24 protein-coding genes are annotated in these 19,989 nt (G+C 64.1%); 13 read left to right on the top strand and 11 right to left on the bottom strand.

Annotated features, from left to right (window positions below; genetic code table 11):
- The first annotated feature begins 38 nt into the window (after positions 1 to 38).
- A complete protein-coding gene (locus QZ650_RS10725) occupies positions 39 to 773 on the top strand; it encodes a winged helix-turn-helix transcriptional regulator (protein ID WP_292519226.1) in 735 nt (244 codons plus the stop codon).
- 101 nt (positions 774 to 874) lie between these two features.
- Here QZ650_RS10725 and QZ650_RS10720 read toward each other — a convergent pair whose 3' ends face one another.
- Entirely contained in the window at positions 875 to 1,567 is a 693-nt protein-coding gene (locus tag QZ650_RS10720) for a hypothetical protein (protein ID WP_292519228.1), read from the bottom strand.
- Between the two features lie 371 nt (positions 1,568 to 1,938).
- Between QZ650_RS10720 and QZ650_RS10715 the strand changes: the two genes are divergently transcribed.
- The 7 genes from QZ650_RS10715 (at position 1,939) to QZ650_RS10685 (ending at position 6,667) form a co-directional block, all read left to right on the top strand.
- Positions 1,939 to 2,907 (top strand): ABC transporter permease subunit, encoded by a 969-nt coding sequence (locus QZ650_RS10715; protein ID WP_292519230.1) that lies wholly within the window; start codon positions 1,939 to 1,941, stop codon positions 2,905 to 2,907.
- A 257-nt stretch (positions 2,908 to 3,164) separates the two neighbouring features.
- Positions 3,165 to 3,761, top strand: a complete 597-nt coding sequence (locus tag QZ650_RS10710) for a hypothetical protein (protein WP_048063700.1) — start codon at positions 3,165 to 3,167, stop codon at positions 3,759 to 3,761.
- Positions 3,762 to 3,811: 50 nt separating this feature from the next.
- Complete coding sequence (locus QZ650_RS10705; protein WP_143706277.1) at positions 3,812 to 4,303, top strand: hypothetical protein; 492 nt, start codon at positions 3,812 to 3,814, stop codon at positions 4,301 to 4,303.
- A gap of 273 nt (positions 4,304 to 4,576) precedes the next feature.
- Positions 4,577 to 5,122, top strand: coding sequence for a Yip1 family protein (locus tag QZ650_RS10700; RefSeq protein WP_066957845.1), 546 nt, complete (start codon positions 4,577 to 4,579; stop codon positions 5,120 to 5,122).
- Between the two features lie 15 nt (positions 5,123 to 5,137).
- Entirely contained in the window at positions 5,138 to 5,338 is a 201-nt protein-coding gene (locus QZ650_RS10695; RefSeq protein ID WP_066957846.1) for a hypothetical protein, read from the top strand.
- 182 nt (positions 5,339 to 5,520) lie between these two features.
- Positions 5,521 to 6,081, top strand: a complete 561-nt coding sequence (locus QZ650_RS10690; RefSeq protein ID WP_292519238.1) for a hypothetical protein — start codon at positions 5,521 to 5,523, stop codon at positions 6,079 to 6,081.
- Between the two features lies 1 nt (position 6,082).
- On the top strand, positions 6,083 to 6,667 hold the full coding sequence (locus QZ650_RS10685) for a hypothetical protein (protein WP_292519240.1): 585 nt from the start codon (positions 6,083 to 6,085) through the stop codon (positions 6,665 to 6,667).
- A 6-nt stretch (positions 6,668 to 6,673) separates the two neighbouring features.
- On the opposite strand, the gene QZ650_RS10680 is transcribed toward QZ650_RS10685, so the two are convergent.
- From QZ650_RS10680 to QZ650_RS10670, 3 genes are read right to left on the bottom strand one after another with little or no spacing between them, the layout of a single operon-like run.
- Entirely contained in the window at positions 6,674 to 7,339 is a 666-nt protein-coding gene (locus QZ650_RS10680) for a cytochrome c biogenesis protein CcdA (protein ID WP_292519242.1), read from the bottom strand.
- 40 nt (positions 7,340 to 7,379) lie between these two features.
- Entirely contained in the window at positions 7,380 to 8,474 is a 1,095-nt protein-coding gene (locus QZ650_RS10675) for an ATP-NAD kinase family protein (RefSeq protein ID WP_292519244.1), read from the bottom strand.
- On the bottom strand, positions 8,471 to 9,829 hold the full coding sequence (locus QZ650_RS10670) for a TrpB-like pyridoxal phosphate-dependent enzyme (RefSeq protein ID WP_292519246.1): 1,359 nt from the start codon (positions 9,827 to 9,829) through the stop codon (positions 8,471 to 8,473). The genes QZ650_RS10675 and QZ650_RS10670 overlap by 4 nt, the downstream gene beginning before the upstream one ends.
- A 167-nt stretch (positions 9,830 to 9,996) precedes the next feature.
- On the opposite strand from QZ650_RS10670, the gene QZ650_RS10665 reads away from it, so the two are divergent.
- The 4 genes from QZ650_RS10665 (at position 9,997) to QZ650_RS10650 (ending at position 12,128) form a co-directional block, all read left to right on the top strand.
- Positions 9,997 to 10,581 (top strand): metal-dependent hydrolase, encoded by a 585-nt coding sequence (locus QZ650_RS10665; RefSeq protein WP_292519248.1) that lies wholly within the window; start codon positions 9,997 to 9,999, stop codon positions 10,579 to 10,581.
- A 133-nt stretch (positions 10,582 to 10,714) separates the two neighbouring features.
- Entirely contained in the window at positions 10,715 to 11,182 is a 468-nt protein-coding gene (locus QZ650_RS10660; protein ID WP_292519250.1) for a spore germination protein GerW family protein, read from the top strand.
- Between the two features lie 21 nt (positions 11,183 to 11,203).
- Positions 11,204 to 11,881, top strand: coding sequence for a DUF2953 domain-containing protein (locus QZ650_RS10655; protein WP_292519252.1), 678 nt, complete (start codon positions 11,204 to 11,206; stop codon positions 11,879 to 11,881).
- Positions 11,874 to 12,128, top strand: a complete 255-nt coding sequence (locus tag QZ650_RS10650) for a hypothetical protein (protein WP_292519255.1) — start codon at positions 11,874 to 11,876, stop codon at positions 12,126 to 12,128. Before QZ650_RS10655 ends, QZ650_RS10650 begins: the two co-directional genes overlap by 8 nt.
- A gap of 5 nt (positions 12,129 to 12,133) precedes the next feature.
- Here QZ650_RS10650 and QZ650_RS10645 read toward each other — a convergent pair whose 3' ends face one another.
- The 5 genes from QZ650_RS10645 to radC form a co-directional block, all read right to left on the bottom strand.
- On the bottom strand, positions 12,134 to 13,279 hold the full coding sequence (locus QZ650_RS10645; RefSeq protein ID WP_292519257.1) for an ABC transporter permease: 1,146 nt from the start codon (positions 13,277 to 13,279) through the stop codon (positions 12,134 to 12,136).
- On the bottom strand, positions 13,276 to 13,947 hold the full coding sequence (locus QZ650_RS10640; protein WP_292519259.1) for an ABC transporter ATP-binding protein: 672 nt from the start codon (positions 13,945 to 13,947) through the stop codon (positions 13,276 to 13,278). The genes QZ650_RS10645 and QZ650_RS10640 overlap by 4 nt, the downstream gene beginning before the upstream one ends.
- A gap of 5 nt (positions 13,948 to 13,952) precedes the next feature.
- Entirely contained in the window at positions 13,953 to 15,086 is a 1,134-nt protein-coding gene (locus QZ650_RS10635) for a CARDB domain-containing protein (protein WP_292519260.1), read from the bottom strand.
- The gene (locus QZ650_RS10630) at positions 15,087 to 15,743 is read right to left on the bottom strand and encodes a Yip1 family protein (protein ID WP_292519262.1); all 657 of its coding nucleotides are present in this window, start codon (positions 15,741 to 15,743) and stop codon (positions 15,087 to 15,089) included.
- Between the two features lie 170 nt (positions 15,744 to 15,913).
- Positions 15,914 to 16,582, bottom strand: coding sequence for a DNA repair protein RadC (gene radC / locus QZ650_RS10625; RefSeq protein ID WP_292519264.1), 669 nt, complete (start codon positions 16,580 to 16,582; stop codon positions 15,914 to 15,916).
- 180 nt (positions 16,583 to 16,762) lie between these two features.
- Here radC and QZ650_RS10620 point away from each other — a divergent pair, with 180 nt between their 5' ends.
- Complete coding sequence (locus tag QZ650_RS10620) at positions 16,763 to 18,433, top strand: tetratricopeptide repeat protein (RefSeq protein ID WP_292519266.1); 1,671 nt, start codon at positions 16,763 to 16,765, stop codon at positions 18,431 to 18,433.
- Here QZ650_RS10620 and QZ650_RS10615 read toward each other — a convergent pair.
- Together QZ650_RS10615 and ribH are read right to left on the bottom strand one after the other, a co-directional pair.
- Positions 18,430 to 19,560, bottom strand: coding sequence for a pyridoxal phosphate-dependent aminotransferase (locus QZ650_RS10615; protein ID WP_292519268.1), 1,131 nt, complete (start codon positions 19,558 to 19,560; stop codon positions 18,430 to 18,432). The two genes, QZ650_RS10620 and QZ650_RS10615, sit on opposite strands and share 4 nt — an antisense overlap.
- Positions 19,557 to 19,964 (bottom strand): 6,7-dimethyl-8-ribityllumazine synthase, encoded by a 408-nt coding sequence (gene ribH / locus QZ650_RS10610; RefSeq protein ID WP_292519271.1) that lies wholly within the window; start codon positions 19,962 to 19,964, stop codon positions 19,557 to 19,559. Before ribH ends, QZ650_RS10615 begins: the two co-directional genes overlap by 4 nt.
- Between the last annotated feature and the right edge of the window lie 25 nt (positions 19,965 to 19,989).

Raw genomic sequence — 19,989 nt, 5'->3', positions numbered from 1 at the left:
CACATAATTTTTATACCTCCGGGTGCCTGATTTCCTTAATGTCAAATCAACTCTCTTGCGCAAGGACCGCGCTGCTCTTAGTCCTCCTGTTCTTAATCATCCCGGGGAGCACCGTCGGCGCCGGTCTCGGCGAGGGAGAGTTTCCCGAACTGGCACCTGACGATCCGGTCCCTGAGTACATCTGGAACGTGCCGCTCAAACTGATCCTGCTCGACTTCGTCTTCATGACCGCCCCCCTGCTCTTCCTCCCGGTCCAATTCCTCATATCGGTAACCGTATGGCTCATTCTCGGCCAGAGGAGGATCTCCAGAAAGAACGTTCTCGAACACGACACCCGCCGTGCGGCGTACCTCTGCATCCGGGAGAACCCCGGGATCAACTACGCCTTCCTCTCCCGCAGGCTGGGCGTTAACGCAGGAACCCTCCGGTACCACCTCGCAACCCTCTGCGAGACGGGAAAGATTCTCGCGGAGCACGACCACGGGCAGGTGCGGTATTATGCGAACGGCAAGAGGGGGCATGAGGGAGAGAGTTATTCTCTCAGTGGGACGCGGAGAGAGATCCTCGATCTCATCACGCGGAATCCAGGGATAGCGCGAAAAGATGTCGCATCCGCGCTCGGTATCGCCGGTGCATCGGTGACATGGCATATGGCCCTGCTCATCCGGGAAGGAGCTGTACGGAGTGAGAAAGACGGAAGGATAGTGCGGTACTTCCCCCAGCAGGATACTCTCCAATACCTGGCGGATAGGGACGTGAGCGCAACCGGCTAGGTCTTCGTCACCCCAGGGCGGGGTGAATGATCCGGGGACGTTTTTGCCGGAGACGATGAGCGGGTCCCAGCTTTGCCGACTCTGGACGCCAGCTGACCTGCCTACCCATAGACCACAGACTCAGCCGCCGCGATATCCTGCCGCGTGAATACAATCATGCAGTCGGGAAGTTCTGCCCCGGACGCCGGGGACTCCGTGTCCCGGTGGGGAGTGATCGTGATGGTGTACCAACGTGCATCCGGGCCGAACGTCACTTCTTTCACCGGGCGGAATACCCCATCCGAGACCTCATAGAGCCTCCCCCGGGTCTCATTGTAGTGATCCCCGTACGCGTTCGGGCTCAAAAGAAGTGTCATACCCTGCTCCCGGAAGGGGATATCCTCCAGAGCGATGGCGTCGACCTCCCGTAAGAGGGCGAGGGGGTGCACCCCCTGCACGGAGTAGGCAAGTTTCTGCGATTTGGCGGATACGATTCCGCCCGGCCCCGCATACGCCTCGTACGCGTGCTGCTCGCCGTCCTTATCGCCGTAGAAGTAGAGCCATATCACCCGAGCCGCGCCATCCCCGGCGAGATCGACCTCCAGCTTCCGCAGCACAGCCGACTCGTTCTCAACGCCGGTGCTTTCGACGGTGATCTCCCAGAGGTCCAGGATGGCCGGATGGTATGCCGGGGACTCAAGATGGGTGATATTCTCGATGCGGGTGACGTCCGGGGCCTCCGGTAAGATGAAGAAGTGCATGCAGGCGTAGACAGCTATTACTCCGACGATAACGGCAAGGATCGGTCGTCTCATGGTAGTTCCGGGCCGATGGAACCGGCGTGGTTAAAGTCAGTATGGGACCGGCCGGGCTTGAAGTTTCCGAAAAGTGACCGGTCCGGAGTATCGTTGGTTTACCACGGCCACTGGTCGAATTCACTCCTCTCACGCCCCGACGTGTAGAGGAATGTGAGAGAAAAGGTATATGGAGTAACGATCCAGTCTCAAGACGGCAACACCCGTGGAAGTGCATCTGAGTAACCCTTGCCTGTTCCGGGCGGCGGAAAAACCTCGGTTGTCACTTAAGGGGCGATACCGTGTATAATCGCGGGCCTGCGGTACTCTTGCGACCACGGACGGAGAACGAGCATGGAGATAGAAGCATATACACTGACCGGTGATAACACATGACGGCGGAACGGGTCTTCACCGTGGCCCAAAAAGAGTTCACTGACCAGATAACGGGCTGGCGGTTTCTGGTGATCCTCGCCCTCTTCCTCGCCATCGCCCTGGTGGGGACGTACAGCGGGGTCGTGAGCTACGAGAGAGAACTGGATAGATACTCGGAGCAATTGGCCGCGATGGATAACCAGAATGACGGACCGGCCGGGATGATGCCCGCAAAACCGCCAGTTGAGGGCGTTTACTCCTCAATGTTCCTCACGCTGATCTCCTACGGGGGGCTCCTTGCCATCGCCGTCGGGTCCGGCCTGGTCTCCGGGGAGAAGGAGTCACGGTCGCTCAAAAGCCTGCTCTCCCACCCGGTCTACCGCGACGAGGTCATCAACGGCAAGGCGCTCGGGGGCGTCGCGCTGCTGGTCCTCGTCGTCGGGAGCGTCCTCGCCATATCCACCGCGCTCCTCCTCGTCTTCTCGATCGTGCCCGCCCCCGGCGATCTCTGGATGATCCTGACCTATGCGGGCGTCATCCTCCTCTTCCTCGTCACGTTCTTCTCCATCGCGCTCGCCCTCTCCACCCTCTGCCGGGAGAGCGGCAGCGCCCTGCTCCTCTCGGTGGTCGTCTTCATCCTCCTCGTCTTCCTGGCCCCCTACGCCACCACGCATATCGGGATGGCATTCATGACGGAAGAGCCCGATCCGGCGGCATACGGCGGGGATATCTCGTCAGAAGAATTCCAGGCAGCGATCACGGCGTATTACGGTCAGTTCGACCTGATCCAGAGCATCGGAAACCTCGCATCACCGCAGATGGCGACCAACGCCCTCATCCAGGGGATCAGCAACGCCCCGTCATCGGGGGCGACCCTTGAGGATACGCTCGGCGAGATATGGTCGAGCGTGGTGGCGCTGATCCTCTACCCCACCGTCTTCTTCGCCGTCGCGTACACGCGGTTCATGCGGATGGACATCCGGTGACCACGCCCGGGAGGGAGCGGGACCGAGTATGGAGCCCCGGCACTCCCGGTGCCAGCCGGGACCCTCTCCGGTTCCGTGGGCCGTGCAGGATGTATCCAGCCTTCCGCTTTCCGAAGAAGACAGCGAACATGTAGAGAGAAGTGAGAGAAAAGGTAAATATTCCAACGTAGAGGTAGCAGTGCGGATGCCGGCATCAGGCATTCGCATAAGTCGCGGGGCCACACATCCGCGGTTCACGACAGGATGATGCACCCCGCATGCCCGGAGGCGAAAAGAAGGTTATTATTACCTCTACTTATAGGTACGTCCTTTCCCCCTCCGGCACCGTAACAAGGAGGAAGCAGAAGATGAAAACAAGAAACGGATCTATCACGGCCTGGGCGGTACTGGCACTGGTTGTACTGGCTTCCGTCGGTGCGGTTTCCGCAGCCCAGGCTCAAAGTCAGGAGAGCATTGAAGTCGGAACCGAGGATACCGGCGACATCGGAATTCTGGCCGTAGAAGAACTGGGAGTCATGTATACAGACGGCGACGCCGATACGGCAAGCGTGACGACGTACGGACCCATAACCGTTCCGCCCGGGTACAACACCTTCAAAGCGAAGTACTACAACTCCAATGACGAAGACAACGACGGGCAGGGAGCACTCTACCGTCTGACGGTCTACGATGCTCAGGGTATGGCGCACACTAAACAAATAAAGGTGGACTGGGCGACCAGCGGGACAATCGAAGTGAGTTTTGATTCGCGGGGCACTGGTGATGCCTACTACGAACTCTGGTGCGAGACGCACGATTGGCTCGACACAACGAAAGCAACGGACATAGGCACCGGGGACCTCGACTATGTCTGAAGGGGGTGCATCCCCTAGGAATGCACCTATTTTTTGAAACGGTGATCCGATTGAGCGAAAAAGTAATGTGCAGCATCATCCTGACGCTGGGCCTTGCCATCCTCCTCGGGTACGGGCTCGTATCGTATGCCGCGGAGGACATCGTCGTGAACGCCACCACCTCCGGCGGCAAGATCCTCTTTCAGGATAACGACTCCCACGGCGTCTATCTCCTCGGCAGGGCCTGGGCTGATTTCGGAAGCAACGCAACGTTCTCAAACGTGACCCCTTCGATCGAGACGGGGACGGGAAGAAGCGTCTTTCTTGTCACATGCGACAACGCCCGAGGAAATGAACTCAGCAGGACCCGGACGGCCGTCTTCACCCTGACGGTCTGGAACCCTGCAGGGGTGCCCCACAGCACCACCCGGGAATTCCGGGGGATCTGCTCCGAAACGCTGAGCGTAGATTGCACTCCGTTTGAACCCGGAGAGGGGCGGTTCGAGGTCACAACGACCATCCGCGAGAGGCAGCTGAACCTCCCGGCGGTCTTCGGCCGCTGATACCCGCGACTTCCAGGCCACCCATTGATAAACAGCGAACTTTGCCCGTCGGGACGAATCGGATGGCCGTGGGACTATGTGTCCCGGCCCCCACATAGTGTCAGAGCGATAACGGGCACTGGCTGCTCCTCTTCAACCGACTGAGACCCGACGTGTAGACAATCATGACAGAGAACATTTATAGGGTGACGTTGACCACTCATCGATTAATACCGGAACCCAGGCCCGGCAAACGGCGGGGCGGGTGAGTACCGTCGTCCGGGAGAAGAGAACATGTCGACAGAGACGCCCTCAGAAACCACCTTCACCGGCCCCCGCCGGGTCTTTCAGCGCCTCAATGAAAAGTCGTTACGCGACGATCTCGTATTCTATTTCGCGATCGTCGCAGTCGCATCGGTTCTCTTCATGGCGTTACCCCTCCTTACGGGAAAGGAGCCGGAGATTGACGGGCTGCACCGGCTCTGGTTCATCGCGGCAGGCACCCTTATCACCTTCGTGCAGGGCCTGATAGCCGGGGCCGTCACCCTCCTCGCCGTCAGCCTCGTCGAGCACTTCTTCCTGCTCTTCGTCGACGTCCACCGCGAGTTCGAGCAGACGATGAAGTCGGCGGTCTACGCTCTCGCGCCGCTCATCCTCTTCTCCTGGGCGGTCCTCCTGCAAGTCCCCTTCGCCGGCCTGCTCCTCCTCGCCTGGTTCTGCCTCTCGACCTACTTCGGCGTATGGATATTCCACGAGAAGTCGAAGGACCGGGCCGTCTTCGTCGCTCTTGCAACCAGTTTGGTCCTCGCGTACTATCTCCATCGCGCGGTGGGAATCTGATAACCGGTGACGGTCATGAACTGCAACCACCTCTCGTTCCTGTGGAAACTGCTCCTCACCCTTGCCGTAGTCGTCCTCGCGGTCAACTTCTACCAGGACATCATCCTGCACGACCGGCCTGACGCCTTTACCCGGTGGCTGTTTCCCGTGTTGCTGTTTAGCAGCCTCATCGTGCAGATCGTGAGCAAACGGTGCCAGAAAAAGCAGCCAGACTGACCGTTCTGCCGTGGAGGAAGATCCGCATCGAGATATCCCTTCTACTGCTCCTCCGGGAACGAAACGGATTGACGCGCCCCGACGTGTAGACGATTGTGACAGAAATCGTTTATACAAGAACGTTGACCTCTCCCGCAGAGTTACAGAACACGGGAGCCGAACCGTGTCGAGAACGGTGCAGTATGTCAGGTAAGGTCGTCGCCTCTCTCCCCCGGAGCCGGTTCTCGCCGGCCATCCCCCTGCTCGTCGCGATCGCGGCATGCGCAGCTTGGGCAGGCATCGCCTTGACCGTCTCCGGGACACCAGGGTCGGCGCTGCAGCCCGTCCTCCCCGTCTTCGTTCTCGTGATGGTCACCCTTGCCGTCACGGGAGCCGCGACACCGCTCCCGCTCATCTCGGGCACCGTCCCGGTCCGGAGAGAGCGGCAGGCAATGCTCGTTGCCGTCGCAGCCACCGTCCCGTTCGTCGCCGCCCTGGTGATAAACCCGGCCCAATGGGAACGAGGCGACGCCCTCCCGCTCATCGCGGACAGGGTACCGGTCTTCGGGTGGCTCTTCGACGGGATCATGGGCGCACTCCCGTTTGCCGTGGATACGCCCGTGTATAACCTGCTCTTCTCCGCCTTTGAGGTCTTCGGGTTCTACCTCGAGTGCGTGCTGGTCGCAACCATACTCTACGCCGTTCTCCGCCTGACCGCCGCACCGGGGTTCCGGGAAGAGGGGCACGCCGAGGAGGAGGGGTAGGATGATCCCGGAGAGAACCCCGCTCGCCCTCGCTCTCACCGCGGCGTACTTCATCGCCGTCGCCGTGGTCGGGCTGTACGCCCGGTTCGCCGCCCCGCCCGGCCAGTCCGCGTACCTGGCTTTAAGACTCTCGCCGGTGCTCCTCCTCTTCTGCATCGTCTCACTCGCAGGAGCGGTGCTCTTCGCCATCGCCGTGCAGGAGGAAGGGGGCAGATGGTGGGCCGCGATACCCCTCGCAGCACTCCTCCTTGCGCTCGCCGTCTTCGGACCGACGCACCAGTCCTCCGGGGCGAGCCTGCTCGCGACCGTGCTCCTCGCTCCCGGGATCCTGATCCTGCTCGGAGCGCTCCCGCTTGAGAGGGGATCGACGGCATGGTTCGGGGCGATCGAGGCGGGGTTCATCAGTCTCTTCGGCATGGTCTGGGCATACGGCCTCTTCCTCGCCCCACCGCTCCCGGAGAATATCATAATCGACTCGCCGTCGCTCTACGAGTTCGCCGGAGCGGCTTACGTCTACGCCGATCTCCCATTCCTCGGCATCCTGCTCCTCGTCCTCGCCTGGCGTTGCAGCCCCCGAGCGCTATGAGACGGATTAGATGAACGCAAGATACAGGAAGTAGACCCCGATCAGGACGATCGCGACGCCGACGATCCGGTCGAAGACCTCCCCGCTCATCCTCGCCTTCTCCTTGACCTTCTTCCCGACCGCGCCGCCGACCGAGCTGATCACGATGAGGGGGATCGCGAGCCCCACGGCATACACGAAGATCGTGAAGAGCCCTTCGAGGGCCGTCTGGTAGAGCGCGATGTAGGTCAGGACGATGAGAAGCATCGGCGCCCCGCGCCCCACGGTGATCGCCCCGAACGAGAGGCCGAGGAGGAACGCCCCCGAGACCGAGTAGGAGATGGGGGCCCGGAAGCGGTTGAAGATGCTCCGTATCGGCGGCTTGTAGACGTGGAGGAGCTGCAGCCCCATCAGGATCATCAGAACCCCGCCGATGACCCACGCGACGGTATCGCTCAGGAACAGGAGGTATTCGCCGACGTAACCCGCGACCACCCCGAGCGGCAGGAGGACGAGGACGGTGCCAAGCGAGAACGCTATGGTCAGTTTGAGGATGCTCGCCAGCGACAGATCTGTCTTTCCGCTCGTCAGATACCCGATGAGGCCCAGGCACAGGACGCTGTTGCATGGGCAGATTCCGGCGACGAGGCCGAAGACGAAGATCCCGAGGACCGAGGGGTCGAAGGCCGCCATCAGGAAATGGTTGGGCTGCAGCTGGCAATATACCTCCGGGTCACGCCACCCGCTTCCTCTGCGCCATCCGGTAGCCCGAGACAACCAGGAGCGTCTCCCCGACCTCGCGGTCGAGGGCCGGATCCCCGGAGTCGACGTAGAGGAGGGGTGTGGCTCTGAGTTTTCCCGGGGTCGCGACCACGATCAGGTTCGATAACCCCGCCCGCCGGAGGACCGCGGGGCTTACCTGCTGGTTCCCGCGGCCGAGGACGAACCCCTGGGCGCCGATGGGGCTCACGACGATCTTCGCCCGCGGGTATTGTTCAAGAAGGGCGAGCAGCGTCTTCTCGTCGGCGTTCCGGGCGAGGACCTCGCCGTTTCGGACGACGTCGACCCCGAGGAGCGTCGGGGCGAGCCCGAGCCGCTCCATGATCCGTGCCGTCGTGCTCCCGGCGCCGACGATATAGAGGGTGTCGGGGAGGATGATCTCCGCCATGAACGCGGCGATGCCGTCTTTCGCCCGCTCCTCGTCCTGCTGCTCGAAGACCTGCTTCCCGCCTTGCGTCCGCTCGGGGATGAAAGGGACGCAGGCATACCCATAGAGGTGGGCGGCAAGACGGCCCGAGCGGTAGGCCTCCTCGTCGACGTCCATCACCTCGGAGTCCCGGCAGGGGATATCACCCGCCCGGCGGATGAGGTCGGCCGCCGCTGCCGGGTTGACCGCAAAGACCGCTGAGTACATCTTCACCCCGGCCGGGATGCCGAGAACCGGGATCTCCCGCCCCACAACGTCGAAGACGTCCCGGGCCGTCCCGTCCCCCCCGCAGAAGAGGATGAGATCGACCCCGGCGTCAACGAACGCCCGGCACGCGGTCCTGGTGTCGATGGAAGTCGTCGGGACCGCGGGGCGGTGGACGATCGCGGAGCGCTCGATCCCCGCACGCTCGAGGACGTCCTCGCCCATCGGCGCAGAACAGGTGTACCACGCGATATCCTCGCCGCGGAGGGGGGAGAGGGCCTGGACCGCCCGGTCGAGCGCACGCGGGACCGCCCCGCGGCGGAGAGCCTCCTCGACCTGCCCGTCCGTCCCCGCGAGCCCCACGGACCCGCCCATCCCGGCGATGGGGTTGACGAGGAAGCCGACGGCCGATCTCACTCCGTCACCGGCAGACGGGAGAGCGACTCCTTGATCAGCTCCGCCGGGTACTCGTAGTCGGCGAGGCCCCCGGCAAAGTAGGCCTCGTAGGACGAGAAGTCGAAGTTGCCGTGCCCGGAGTTGTTGAAGAGGATCGTCTTTGCTTCGCCGGTCTCCCGGCACCTGAGGGCCTCGTCGATCGCGGCCTTCACCGCGTGGGCCGCCTCGGGGGCGACGACGATCCCCTCCGTCCGGGCAAACTGCACCGCGGCGGCAAAGACCTCGTTCTGGTGGTAGGCGACGGGCCGGACGACGCCGTCCCGGGCGAGCCGGGAGACGAGCGGCGACATACCGTGGTAGCGCAAGCCCCCGGCGTGGATCGACGGCGGGACGAAGTCGTGGCCGAGGGTGAACATCCGCAGCATCGGGGTCAGCCCCGCGACGTCGCCAAAGTCGTAGGCATAGAGCCCCTTCGTCAGGGTCGGGCAGGCGGCCGGCTCCACCGCGATGATATCTGTATCGGGGTGCTTCCCGGTCAGTTTATCGCCGGCGAACGGGAACGAGAGCCCGGCGAAGTTGGTGCCGCCGCCGACGCAGCCGATCACGACGTCGGGGTAGGTCTCCACAGTCGCGAGCTGCTCCCGCGCCTCCTGGCCGATGATCGTCTGGTGGAGGCAGACGTGGTTCAGGACGGAACCGAGGGCGTAGTTGGTGTTATCGTGGCTCGCGGCGTCCTCGACCGCCTCAGAGATCGCGATCCCGAGGGAGCCCGAGGTCTCCGGGTCGTGGGCGAGGACCGCCTGGCCGGACCGGGTCAGCGGCGAGGGGCTCGGGATGCATTCGGCCCCGTAGACCTGCATCATGCTTTTGCGGTAGGGCTTCTGCTCGTAGGAGGCCCGGACCATGTAGACGGTGCACTCCATATCAAAGAGGCCCGTTGCAAACGCAAGCGACGACCCCCACTGCCCCGCCCCGGTCTCGGTCGCCAGCCGCTCGATCCCCGCCTCGCGGTTGTAGTAGGCCTGCGGGATGGCGGAGTTCGGCTTATGGGAGCCCGGCGGGCTCACACCCTCCCACTTGTAGTAGATCTTTGCCGGGGTCTTTAAGGCTGCCTCGAGCCGGCGTGCCCGGTAGAGGGGGCTCGGCCTCCAGAGGGTGAGGATGTCGCGGACCTCGGTCGGGATATCGATGTAGCGCTTCGTGCTCATCTCCTGCCGGATCAGTTCCATCGGGAAGATGTGGCGCAGGTCGTCCGGGCCCGCCGGCTTCCCGGTCGCCGGGTGAAGAGGCGGGTCCATGGGTGCCGGGAGGTCCGCCTGGATGTTGTACCACCGCTTCGGCATCTCTCCCTCGTCAAGGAGGATCTTCGTCTGCATACCATCCTGGTGTACACTGAACAAATATATACATTGTGTATCATCATTATCCAACGAAGAGTATCTCCGGACAGGGGGCCGCGGGTTCCCTGCCCCCCCCGGCGGGAAGAAGGCCGGAGACTTCTCCGGGGAAAAAGGGTATATGGTCACCCTGCCACTGGGGAGCGATGTACCTCCTCGCCCATGCCATGGCCGGCATACTCGTAGGGATCATCCTTGCGGCAATCGCCCACGACCGGAGGGTTGTCGCGCTCGGCGCACTCGGCGGCGTCCTCCCCGACCTGATCGACAAGCCGCTCGGGCACATCATCCTCGCCGAGACCGTGGGCTACGGCAGGATCTACTTCCACGGCCTCACCCTCGTCACTCTCATCGCCATCGCCGGCCTCCTCGTCTACCACCACCGCCGCACCATCGGGCTCCTGGCACTGGCCGCCGGTATGCTGAGCCACCAGATCCTCGACGGGATGTGGCTTCACCCCGTCGGATGGCTCTGGCCATTCCTCGGATCGCTTCCCCGGCACGACCCCACAGAAGACTTCTTCTGGGACGCCTTCCTGCAGGAGCTCGCCCAGCCGAGCGAATGGCTATTCTTCTTCCTGATCGCCGGGCTGTTTGCCTACCTCTACCGGGGGGAGATCAGGGCCGTCTTCGGCCGGGTTCCCCACCCCATGATCCGGCGGCTGCTTGTGGCCATCCTTGGTCTTGCCATCATCAGCGCACTCGCCGTGGGCGGGCGGATCCTGCTATGAGGCGGGCGATCCGGGACGATACCGACCCCCTATCGGCCAGCCGGCCGCACGGGGGGCGTAGCCGGGCATCCATCCGTTCCAGAGCGCCGGGAAACCCCAAGCCTTATATACGAGGCCGGAGAGTGGAATACCTGTGGTGAATAGTGTGACTGGCGAATCAATGCTCCAGATAACCGTCGATCAGCTGGCAAGAACACTCTGCGCGAGCGCAATCCTCGGTGCCCCGGTCGATGCCGGTGAGCGGGTGATCATACCGGTCGCCGAGTTCGGGTTGGGGTTCGGCGCCGGCGAAGGGTCAGGAGGACTCAGGGAGGGCAGCCAGCACGGCGGAGCCGGAACCGGTGGCGGTGGCGGCATATCGGCCGTTGCCCTGATCATCATCACCAAAGGTGTTCCCGGCCCCGAGGGCATCCAGGTGATCTCCTTGAAGAAGAAGAGCGAGATCGCCGAGGTCGTCACGGCTATCGGCGAGACCGTCGGCCCGCACGTCGAGAAGGTGCTCGAGAAAGGCTCGGAGATGATGCAGCAGCGCAAGGGTAAGATGCCCTGGGTATCGGAAGAAGGAAGGGAGATCCCGGTCAGCGGGGAAGAAGAGGCGTAAAGGTCTCTTCCCTTCCTCTCCATGGCAGCGACGCTTCTCTTTTGGATCCTGTTCGTTGTCGCCGTCATCCTCATCCTCGTCCTGCTTGCCCTCTACCTGGTTCCGGTGACCCTCTCGACGGTCGCTGACTGCAGACGGGAGAGCGCCCGGGGGACGGCCGTCGTAGCCTGGGGCATCGTGGGGGCGCGGGTCCGGGTCGCCGACGGGGTCCAGGTCCTCGAGGTCCTCATCGCCGGCCGCCCGGTCGTGACCCGGGACATAGCCAGGATGGCGGCCGAAAAGCCGGAAGTAGAGGAGGAGAGGGTCGAGGAGAGAGGGCCGGCCCCTTCGCCGCAGGAACTCCTCGCCACCGCGGTCGACCTCTGGCCCCAGATCGAGAGGATCCTCGACGCCGTCCTGCGGTCCCTTTACCTTGAGACGCTCCGGGGGGATATCACCCTCGGCCTCGGGAGCCCCGCCGATACCGGGATCGTCTACGGCTACTGCACCGCCGCCCGCTACGCCCTCTGGCCGGTGGAGGCGATCGACTTCGTGATGACCCCCGTCTTTGACCGGAGGATCTTTGAGGGGACGTTCGTGCTCAAACTGCAGGTCCGCCGCCCGCTCCTGATCCTCGTCCCGGTCGTGCAGGCTCTCCTGCAGAGACCGGTCAGGGACCGGCTCCGCCGGGTCTCGGGAAGAGGTGCTGCGGGTGCCTGACGGGACCGAGTTCGTCGTCGGCGGCGGGCGGAGGGTCGGCGACCGGTGCATCATCCCCGTCATCCGGACGTTCGTCATCGACGGCGGGGGGACCGCCGTCATCAGCCTGACCCCGGTTGCCCTCCTCATCGCCGAGGGGGAGGACGAGCGGCTCACCCTCCTCCCGGGCGCGCCTCCCGGGACCGGAAAAGCCGTCAAGACGCTCCACGCGGATATCGAGCGCCAGAAAGAGAAGTGTATGGGGTAAGGCCCTCACTCGTGGCGGAGCGCCTGGATCGGGTTCAACTGTGCCGCCTTCCACGCCGGGTAGAGCCCGGAGGCCACGCTCGTGAAGACGCCGAACCCCATCCCGAAGACGATGTAGAGGAGGCTTGCCGGGTTGAAGAGGAAGTCCGGGTTCCCGACGAGGACCGCCGTCATCACGTAGCCGACACCGAAACTGAGCACCCCCCCGATGAGGGCGCCCGCAACCCCGAGGAAGAGGGCCTCGTAGATGAACATCCGCATCACTTCGCTCCGGCGGGTGCCGATACTCCGCAGAACCCCGATCTCCTTGATCCGCTCGGTCACCGACATCAGCATGACGTTTAAGATCGAGACCCCGGCGACAAGGAGCGAGACCGCGCCGATCCCCATCAGAAAGACCGTGATCGAGTCGGCGGCAGAGAAGACGCTCTCGAGGATCCCCCGGGTATCCATGACGTTGACGGTGTCCTCCCGGCGATTCATCCGCTGATCGATCGACTCCTTGACCGCATCGATGTCGTTGACGTCCCGGACCTTCACGATCGCCTGGTCGTACTCCTTCTCATTGTAGTGGTTCGAGTACCAGGCGTAGGGCACGACGATGGCGTAGTCGGGGTTGATGTCAAACCCCATCCCCCGCTCTTTGAGGACGCCAACCACCCGGAGGGTCTCGTCGCCGATCCGGACCCGGGCACCGAGTTTCAGGCCGTTCTCCTGGCTGTTCGCGGCAAGCTGGCTCCCGATCAGGCAACCGGCGCCCGTATCCCTCGGGTAGCCCCCCGACTCCGTCTCCAGGAGAGACGGGATATCGGAGGCGGGGATCGCGTAGATCATCGCGCCGCTCGATGCCCCGCCGACGGTGATCTTGTCGACGGTCGTCGCAAAGGGTATGACCTGGTTTGAGCCAACCGCCCGCTTGATATCGTCGACCTGCCGGTCGGTGAGTCTGTCGCTCCCCGACCCCATCGCCGGGGAGACGATGAGGGTATCCCCGACGTCGCTGACCATGTCGTCGAACATCAGGCCGATGCTGTTGCCCATGATCCCGAGGGACGCGATCGCGACGACACCGATGACGATCCCGACGACCGCGAGGACCGACCGGAGCCAGTGGCGGGTGACGTTCCGGCGGGCGAGGTCAAAGAAGGTCACTCGGCCACCCTCCCGTCGACGAGCCGGATCGTCCGGTCGGCGTAGTCGGTCATCCGCGGGTCGTGGGTGACCATGACGATGGTCTTGCCCTCCTCGCGGTTCATCCGGTCGAGGAGGGTCATGATCGCGGTCCCGGTCTTTGAGTCCAGGTTCCCGGTCGGTTCGTCGCAGAGGAGGAAGTCGGGGTCGTTGACGAGTGCTCTCGCGATCGCCACCCGCTGCTGCTGCCCGCCCGAGAGCTCGTTTGGCTTGTGGGAGAAGTGCGTCTCTGCAATCTCCACGGCGGCGAGGACCTCCTGTGCCCTCTCGCGGGACCCGTTCTGCTGGCCACGCAGGATCAGGGGATACTCGACGTTCTCGACCACCGAGAGGAGCGGGATGAGGTTGAACTGCTGGAAGATGAACCCGATGTGGTCCCGCCGCAGAAGCGTCAGTTCGTCGTCGTCCATCCTGCTGATCCTCTTTTCGGCGATGGTGACCTCGCCCGAGGTCGGGACGTCGAGCGAGCCCATGATGTTTAGGAGCGTCGACTTCCCCGACCCCGACGGCCCCATGATCAGGACGAACTCGCCCTCCTCGATGGCGAGATCGACGCCGTCCAGCGCCACGACGTCGCCCGCCGGGAGGGGATAGACCTTCCTGACCGCATCAAAACTGATGACCGGCATCGTCGTTACGTCCGTCTCCAGGAGTAGTAGATGGCACCGGCGATCCCGAGCGCGACGAGGACGACGACGATGATGGCAACGACCGGGAGATCGCCGCCCGATCCCTCGGCGGGCAGGGTTGCACCGCCGAGCCCGACCATCGTCGTCGCGGTATACCGGTTGCCGTCGCCGTCACGGTACTCGACGACGATCGGGACCTCGGTCACGTTTCTCTCGGCCTTAAACGTCACCTCAAACGAGGAGATGTCGTCGGGATCGAGGGTTCCGACGACATAGATCCGGAAGGGATCGGTGGGGGCTGCCGGGGCGCCGGGGGCGATCACCACCGACCGGGCGGACTCGAGGCCCGCGTTCGATATATCGCCGACGACCCGGTACCTCCCGGCCTCGGGGGTGACCTCGACGTTCGTGATGACCGGGTCCGCCTGCCGTTTGTCTTCGCCGAACGTGACCGGCAGCACGAGATCCGCGGTGTGGGTGTTGATGCCGTTCCTCCAGACGACCTGGAACGTGACGTCCGTCTCGGCGGTCGGGGTCAGGTTGAACGTGACCGTCCCGGCCGCGTCAGGCGCGAGGGCGCCGACGAACCCGCCGGTCGGGGTGGCGGTGAAGCCCGTTCCTATCGGGATCACCTGGACGCCGGAAGCGGCGTTCGGGCGGGGGTTGCCGACCCGGACGGTGATGTCGGCCGTCCGGCCCTCGGCAAAGGCGTCCGGCTTGTTGATCACCGAGGCGCTGAGCGGGGTATCCTCGACCTGGACGGGGACCGGGTGGCGGAGGCTGCCGTCGTTACGGAAGTCAAGCACGAACTGCGGGTAGAACGTCCCTTCGCCCCCATCCGCCCGGACGGTGAAGGTGAATGTCTTCGTGTTCCCGGCGCCGAGCTCCCCGACCGAGGGGTAGGGTTCGCTTAAGGGAACGACCCCGCTGCCGTAGAGCCGGGCGCTCTTGATGGCGACGGTCTCGGCACCGGTGTTCTGGATCACGATCGTGAGCGTCCCGGTATCCCCCTTCATCAGGACCTGCGGGTCGAGCGTGGAGGAGGTCACGGTGATGTCGGCCGGGCCGGCGCTGGCCGGTCCGGTGAGTGCTGCGATGACGCAGAAGATTGAGAGTAGGATAAGGTAACGAGGTCTCATTTACATCAACCCGATGAGTGTGACGAGGTTAATCAGGATGTACAGCCCCACGGGTATCCCGACGGTGAGGGCGGCGTTCCGCGTGGAGAGGTTGCGTGCATACTTCATGCCGAAGATCCAGATGTTTGCGCTCCAGATCAGGAAGAGGATCGAGATGATCCCGATGATCTGCGTGAGGGGATCGGCCAGCATGGCGTTGGTGAGGGCCTCCACCACCACCGCGATATCCTCGGGTCTCGATGCGGTCGGGATCGTGAGGTTTGAGATGAGCTGGTAGGAGAAGACCGCCCCGATGATGCCCCCAAAGACCTGGGGGAGGAGCCCGTAGCCCGTGAACTCCAGCGTCCGCTTGAGGTCGCCATCCCCCACAAAGAGCATCGAGACGATGTAGAAGACGATGCCGAAGGCAACCCAGGTGAAGAATCCCCCGATGATGCCGCCGACCACGGCGATCGCCACCCCGATCGACCCGAAGGCCTGCATGTCGGCGGGGAAGGCTGCGATAGTCACGTTCGCCGAGAGTGCGGCCGATACGGCGCCGATGATCCCGATGACGAGCGCGATCAGCGCCGGCACCTTCAGGCTCGGCTCCCCCTGCATACGTGCTTCAAAGAAACGTCCGGGATCGAGCAGCACCCGGAGAAATCCAGTATTCATGTAAGTCTGCCTCGTATACTCTTGGCAGACGAGGGGTGATAAACTTTTTTGGGATCGGGAGTGGAGCGGGAAGATTATCTGCAGAAATCTCGCGAATTCCCGGAATTCCGAAGAAAACCGGGAGAGAACCGTCCGCTTTTGCGGGCGGGTATGAGGGCGCCGTTCCCGCACTAGAGGTGCCCGAGTTCTTTGAGGCTGACATACCCCCGCTTCGTGACGATGATATGGTCGAGCACCCGGATGCCGAGGATCGATCCGGCCTCGACGAGTTGCCGGGTGATCCCGATATCCTGGGTGGAAGGGTCGAGCGTGCCGGAGGGGTGGTTGTGGACCAGGATGACCGAGGCGGCCCGGTCGGTGATCGCCTCGGCAAAGACCTCCCGCGGGTGGACGAGACTCTGGTTCAGGATACCGACGGTGACGGTCCGGCGCTCGATCACCTCCCCGGCGCCGTTGAGGGTGATGCAGAGGAAGTGCTCCTGCTTCCTGTCCCGCAACTCGGCGACCAGCGGGAGAATGTCCTCGGGGCTGGTGATCCGGGTCCCGTGGAGCCCATCGTCCCCGAGATACCGCCGCCCGAGCTCGAAACAGGCCATGATCTCGCAGGCTTTTGCGGAACCGATACCGTCGATCGCGAGGAGGGCGTCGTAGGACGGACCGCCTCTGGCATCCTTCAGGTAGCGTTCGACCTCGCCCGCAACCTCCCGGACATCCCGCCCTTTCGTGCCCCGGCCAAGGAGGAGAGCGATCAGCTCGGCGTTGGTGAGCGCCTCCGGCCCCCGTGTTGCCAGTTTCTCGCGCGGACGGTCGCGGTCCGGTATATCACGCATCCTCTTCATGGTTGCCCCACTCCGGGTTTTGATCCTGGAGCATGTATGCGTTGCCAAATCGATCCCGCACACCGGGGGAATGCAGCCCCGGGACAGGGTGACGGCAGAGGGAAGTTTCTCTCCCGGAGAGGCGATAACCCACGGCTGCTATCGAAACCCTTTTGTCTGAGGACCGCTATCCATCACCAGATGGAGCTTCCCTGGAAGAAGAGCGCCGGGGCGTGGTGCAGAGAGGGACGGGCCTACTGTGAGCAAGGGCAGTACGACCGGGCCATCGCCTGCTACGACCGGGCGCTCACCCTGGATGCCGGCACCACCGCCGCCCGCTACTACAAGGGACGCGCCCTCACGACCGCCAGGCGCTACCGGGAGGCAGCCGAGTGTCTCGAACAGGCCATCCGGGCCGACCCGACCTCCGCCCGCCTCTGGTGCGCCGGCGGGGAGGCGCTCTACAACCTCCGGCACTACCGGGAGGCGGCCGAGTACTGCGGCCGGGCGGTGGAACTCGCCCCCGGGACGGCAGGCGCCTGGCTCATCCGGGGGCACGCTTTCAGGAAGCTCGGGCGGACGTCCGACGCGATCGCCTGCTACGACCGGGTCGTTGCGATCGACCCGGACCGGATCGAGGCCTGGACGGCCCGGGGTGCGGCGCTCGCCGCCGAACGGCGGTACGATGCGGCCCTCGAGTGCTACGACCGGGTCGTCGCCGCCGACCCCGGGAACAGGGTCGCCTGGTATGCCCGGGGGACGGTCCACCTCCTCCTCAACCGGTACGACGACGCGCTCGACTGTTACGAGCGGGCGCTCGAGATCGACCCCGGCCACGTCGAGGCCTGGCAGACCCGGGGCTGCACGCTCGCGGCCCTGGAGCGCTACGACGAGGCGATCGCGTCGTTCGACCGGGCCCTCGCCCTCCGGCCCGACGACGCCGAGACCTGGTACAACCGGGGCCGGGCGCAGCACCACCTGGAACGCTACGGTGAGGCGATCAATTGTTACGACCGGGCGTTCCGGATCAACCCCGACCTTACGGGGATATGGTACCATAAAGGCACGGCGCTGAGGAGGCTGAAACGCTACGACCTCGCACTCGCCTCGCTCGACCGGGCGCTCAGGGAGAGCACGGCCGACCCGGAGATCTGGTACCAGAAAGGCCTCGTCCTCTTTGCCCAGAAACGCTACGAGGAGGCGATCGAGTGCTTCGACCAGACGCTCCGGCTCGATAGCGGTCATGCGAGGGCGTCCTACCACCGGGGCGAGAGTTACTACGCCCTCGGGGATTACGGGATGGCGGCCGCCTGCTACCAGACGGTGCTCCGGACAGAGACCGGGAACACCGTCGTCTGGAACAACTACGGGAACGCGCTCTACGGGCTCGGGCGGTACGAGGAGGCGCTCGCCTGCTACGAGCGGGCGCTCGATATCGATCCCGAGAACCGCCGGATCCGCAAGAACAAAGCAAGCATCCTCTCGATCCTCTCGGACTACGACAAAGCCCTCGCCTGCTACGACCAGGAGGTCCGGGCCCACCCGGAGAACGCGGACGCCTGGTACAACAAGGGCCTTGCCCTCTTCATCCTCGGGCGCTACAGCGAAGCCCTCGCCTGTTACGGGCAGGCGCTCAAGATCGATCCGGGGAATGCCGGGGTCTGGAGCACGAAAGGAAACGCCCTCGTGATCCTGGAGCGCTCCGAGGAGGCGCTCGAGTGCTATGACCGGGCGCTCGCCATCTGCCCCGATGACGTCGAGGCGCTCAAGGGGAAGGCGATGGCCCTCATCTATCTCGACCGCTCAGCCGAGGCGGTCCCGTACTACGAGCGGGCCCAGCGGTTATCCGGGGAAAAGAGGGCGGGGTCCTAGACCCGCGCAATCCGCTCGACGGCCTCTTTGAGGTTCTTCATCGATGTCGCGTAGGAGAGCCGGAGCCAGCCGGGTGTGCCGAACGCAGTTCCCGGGGTGACGGCCACGTGGGCGTCCCGGAGCCAGGAGCGGGCGATCGCCATATCGTCGCCGTCGACGTTGACGTAGGCGTAGAAAGCCCCGTCTGCGGGAGCGGTCGTGTAGCCGAGATCGCGGAGCGCCGGGACGAGGTAGTCGCGCCGGCGCTCGAACTCGCGGCGCATCGATTCAACACAGTCCTGCAGACCCTCGAGCGCCGCGACGGCGCCGAACATCGCAAACGTCGTCGGGTGGGAGATGGTGTGCTGCTGCACCTTCTCCATCTGCCGGACGATCGGACGGGGAGCGGCCGCGTAGCCGATCCGCCACCCGGTCATCGCGTAGGCCTTCGAGAACCCGTTGATGGTGATCGTCCGCTCCGCCATATCAGGGAGGGAGGCGAGGGAGACGTGCTCTTTTCCGTAGACCAGTTTCTCGTAGATCTCGTCCGAGAGCGCGTAGAGGTCGTGGTCCCGGCAGATATCGGCGATGAGCCGGAGCGAGTCCGTGTTCAGCACTGCGCCGGAGGGATTCGAGGGGGAGTTGACGACGATCAGCTTCGTCCGGGGGCCGACGGCGTCTAGCAGCGTATCGTCGACCTGGAAGGTCTCGGGGGAGAGCGGGTGGTGCCTGGCTGTGGCACCCGCGAGCCGGGCGCAGGGCTCGTAGGAGACCCAGGAGGGGTCGAGGATGAGCACCTCATCTCCCGGGTTCAGGACGGCCTCCATCGCCTCGTAGATGGCGTCTTTCGCCCCGCAGGTGACGATTACCTCGTCGGGCTTTACCGGGACGCCGTTCTCGCGGGTGAGTTTCTCCGCGATCGCGGCCGTCAGGGCCGGGATACCGGCACTCGGGGCGTAATGGGTCTCCCCGCGCGAGAGCGCCTCGATGCAGGCGTCTTTGATGTGCTCTGGGGTATCGAAGTCCGGCTCCCCGATCGAGAGGCTGATGACGTCGACACCCTCCGCGGCCATCCTCTTTGCGGCGTTCGAGATCTCGATCGTCGCCGAGGGGGCGATCGCCGCAACCTTATCCGAGAGGCCCTTCATCCCAATCGCTGGACCATTTTGACGGCCGACTCAACGGCACGCTTCGCGTAGTCGATACGCTCGGTCGCTTCCATCCGGGTCATCCCCGGCCCGGAGATGCCGAGAGAGACGGGTTTTCCGAACTCAAGGGAGAGGTCGATTATCTTACGGGCCGCGTGCTGGACGACGATCTCGTCGTGCTGGGTCGCGCCCTCGATGACGCACCCGATCGTGACGACGGCGTCGACAGTCCCGTCGGTCAGGAGTTTCTTGATCGCGAGCGGCATGTCGTAGGCGCCGGGGACATAGATCGTCTCGGCCACCTCCGCCCCGAGGAAGCCGGCGTGCTCCCGTGCCTCGATCTCCATCATATAGGTGATGTCGCGGTTGAACTCCGCGACGACGAATCCAAGTTTTATCGTCATTCCAATTCCTTCCTGTGGTAGTAGT

This window comes from Methanoculleus sp., from assembly GCF_020696975.1.
Lineage (GTDB): Archaea > Halobacteriota > Methanomicrobia > Methanomicrobiales > Methanoculleaceae > Methanoculleus.
This window is presented reverse-complemented; position numbering and strand designations above follow the sequence as displayed.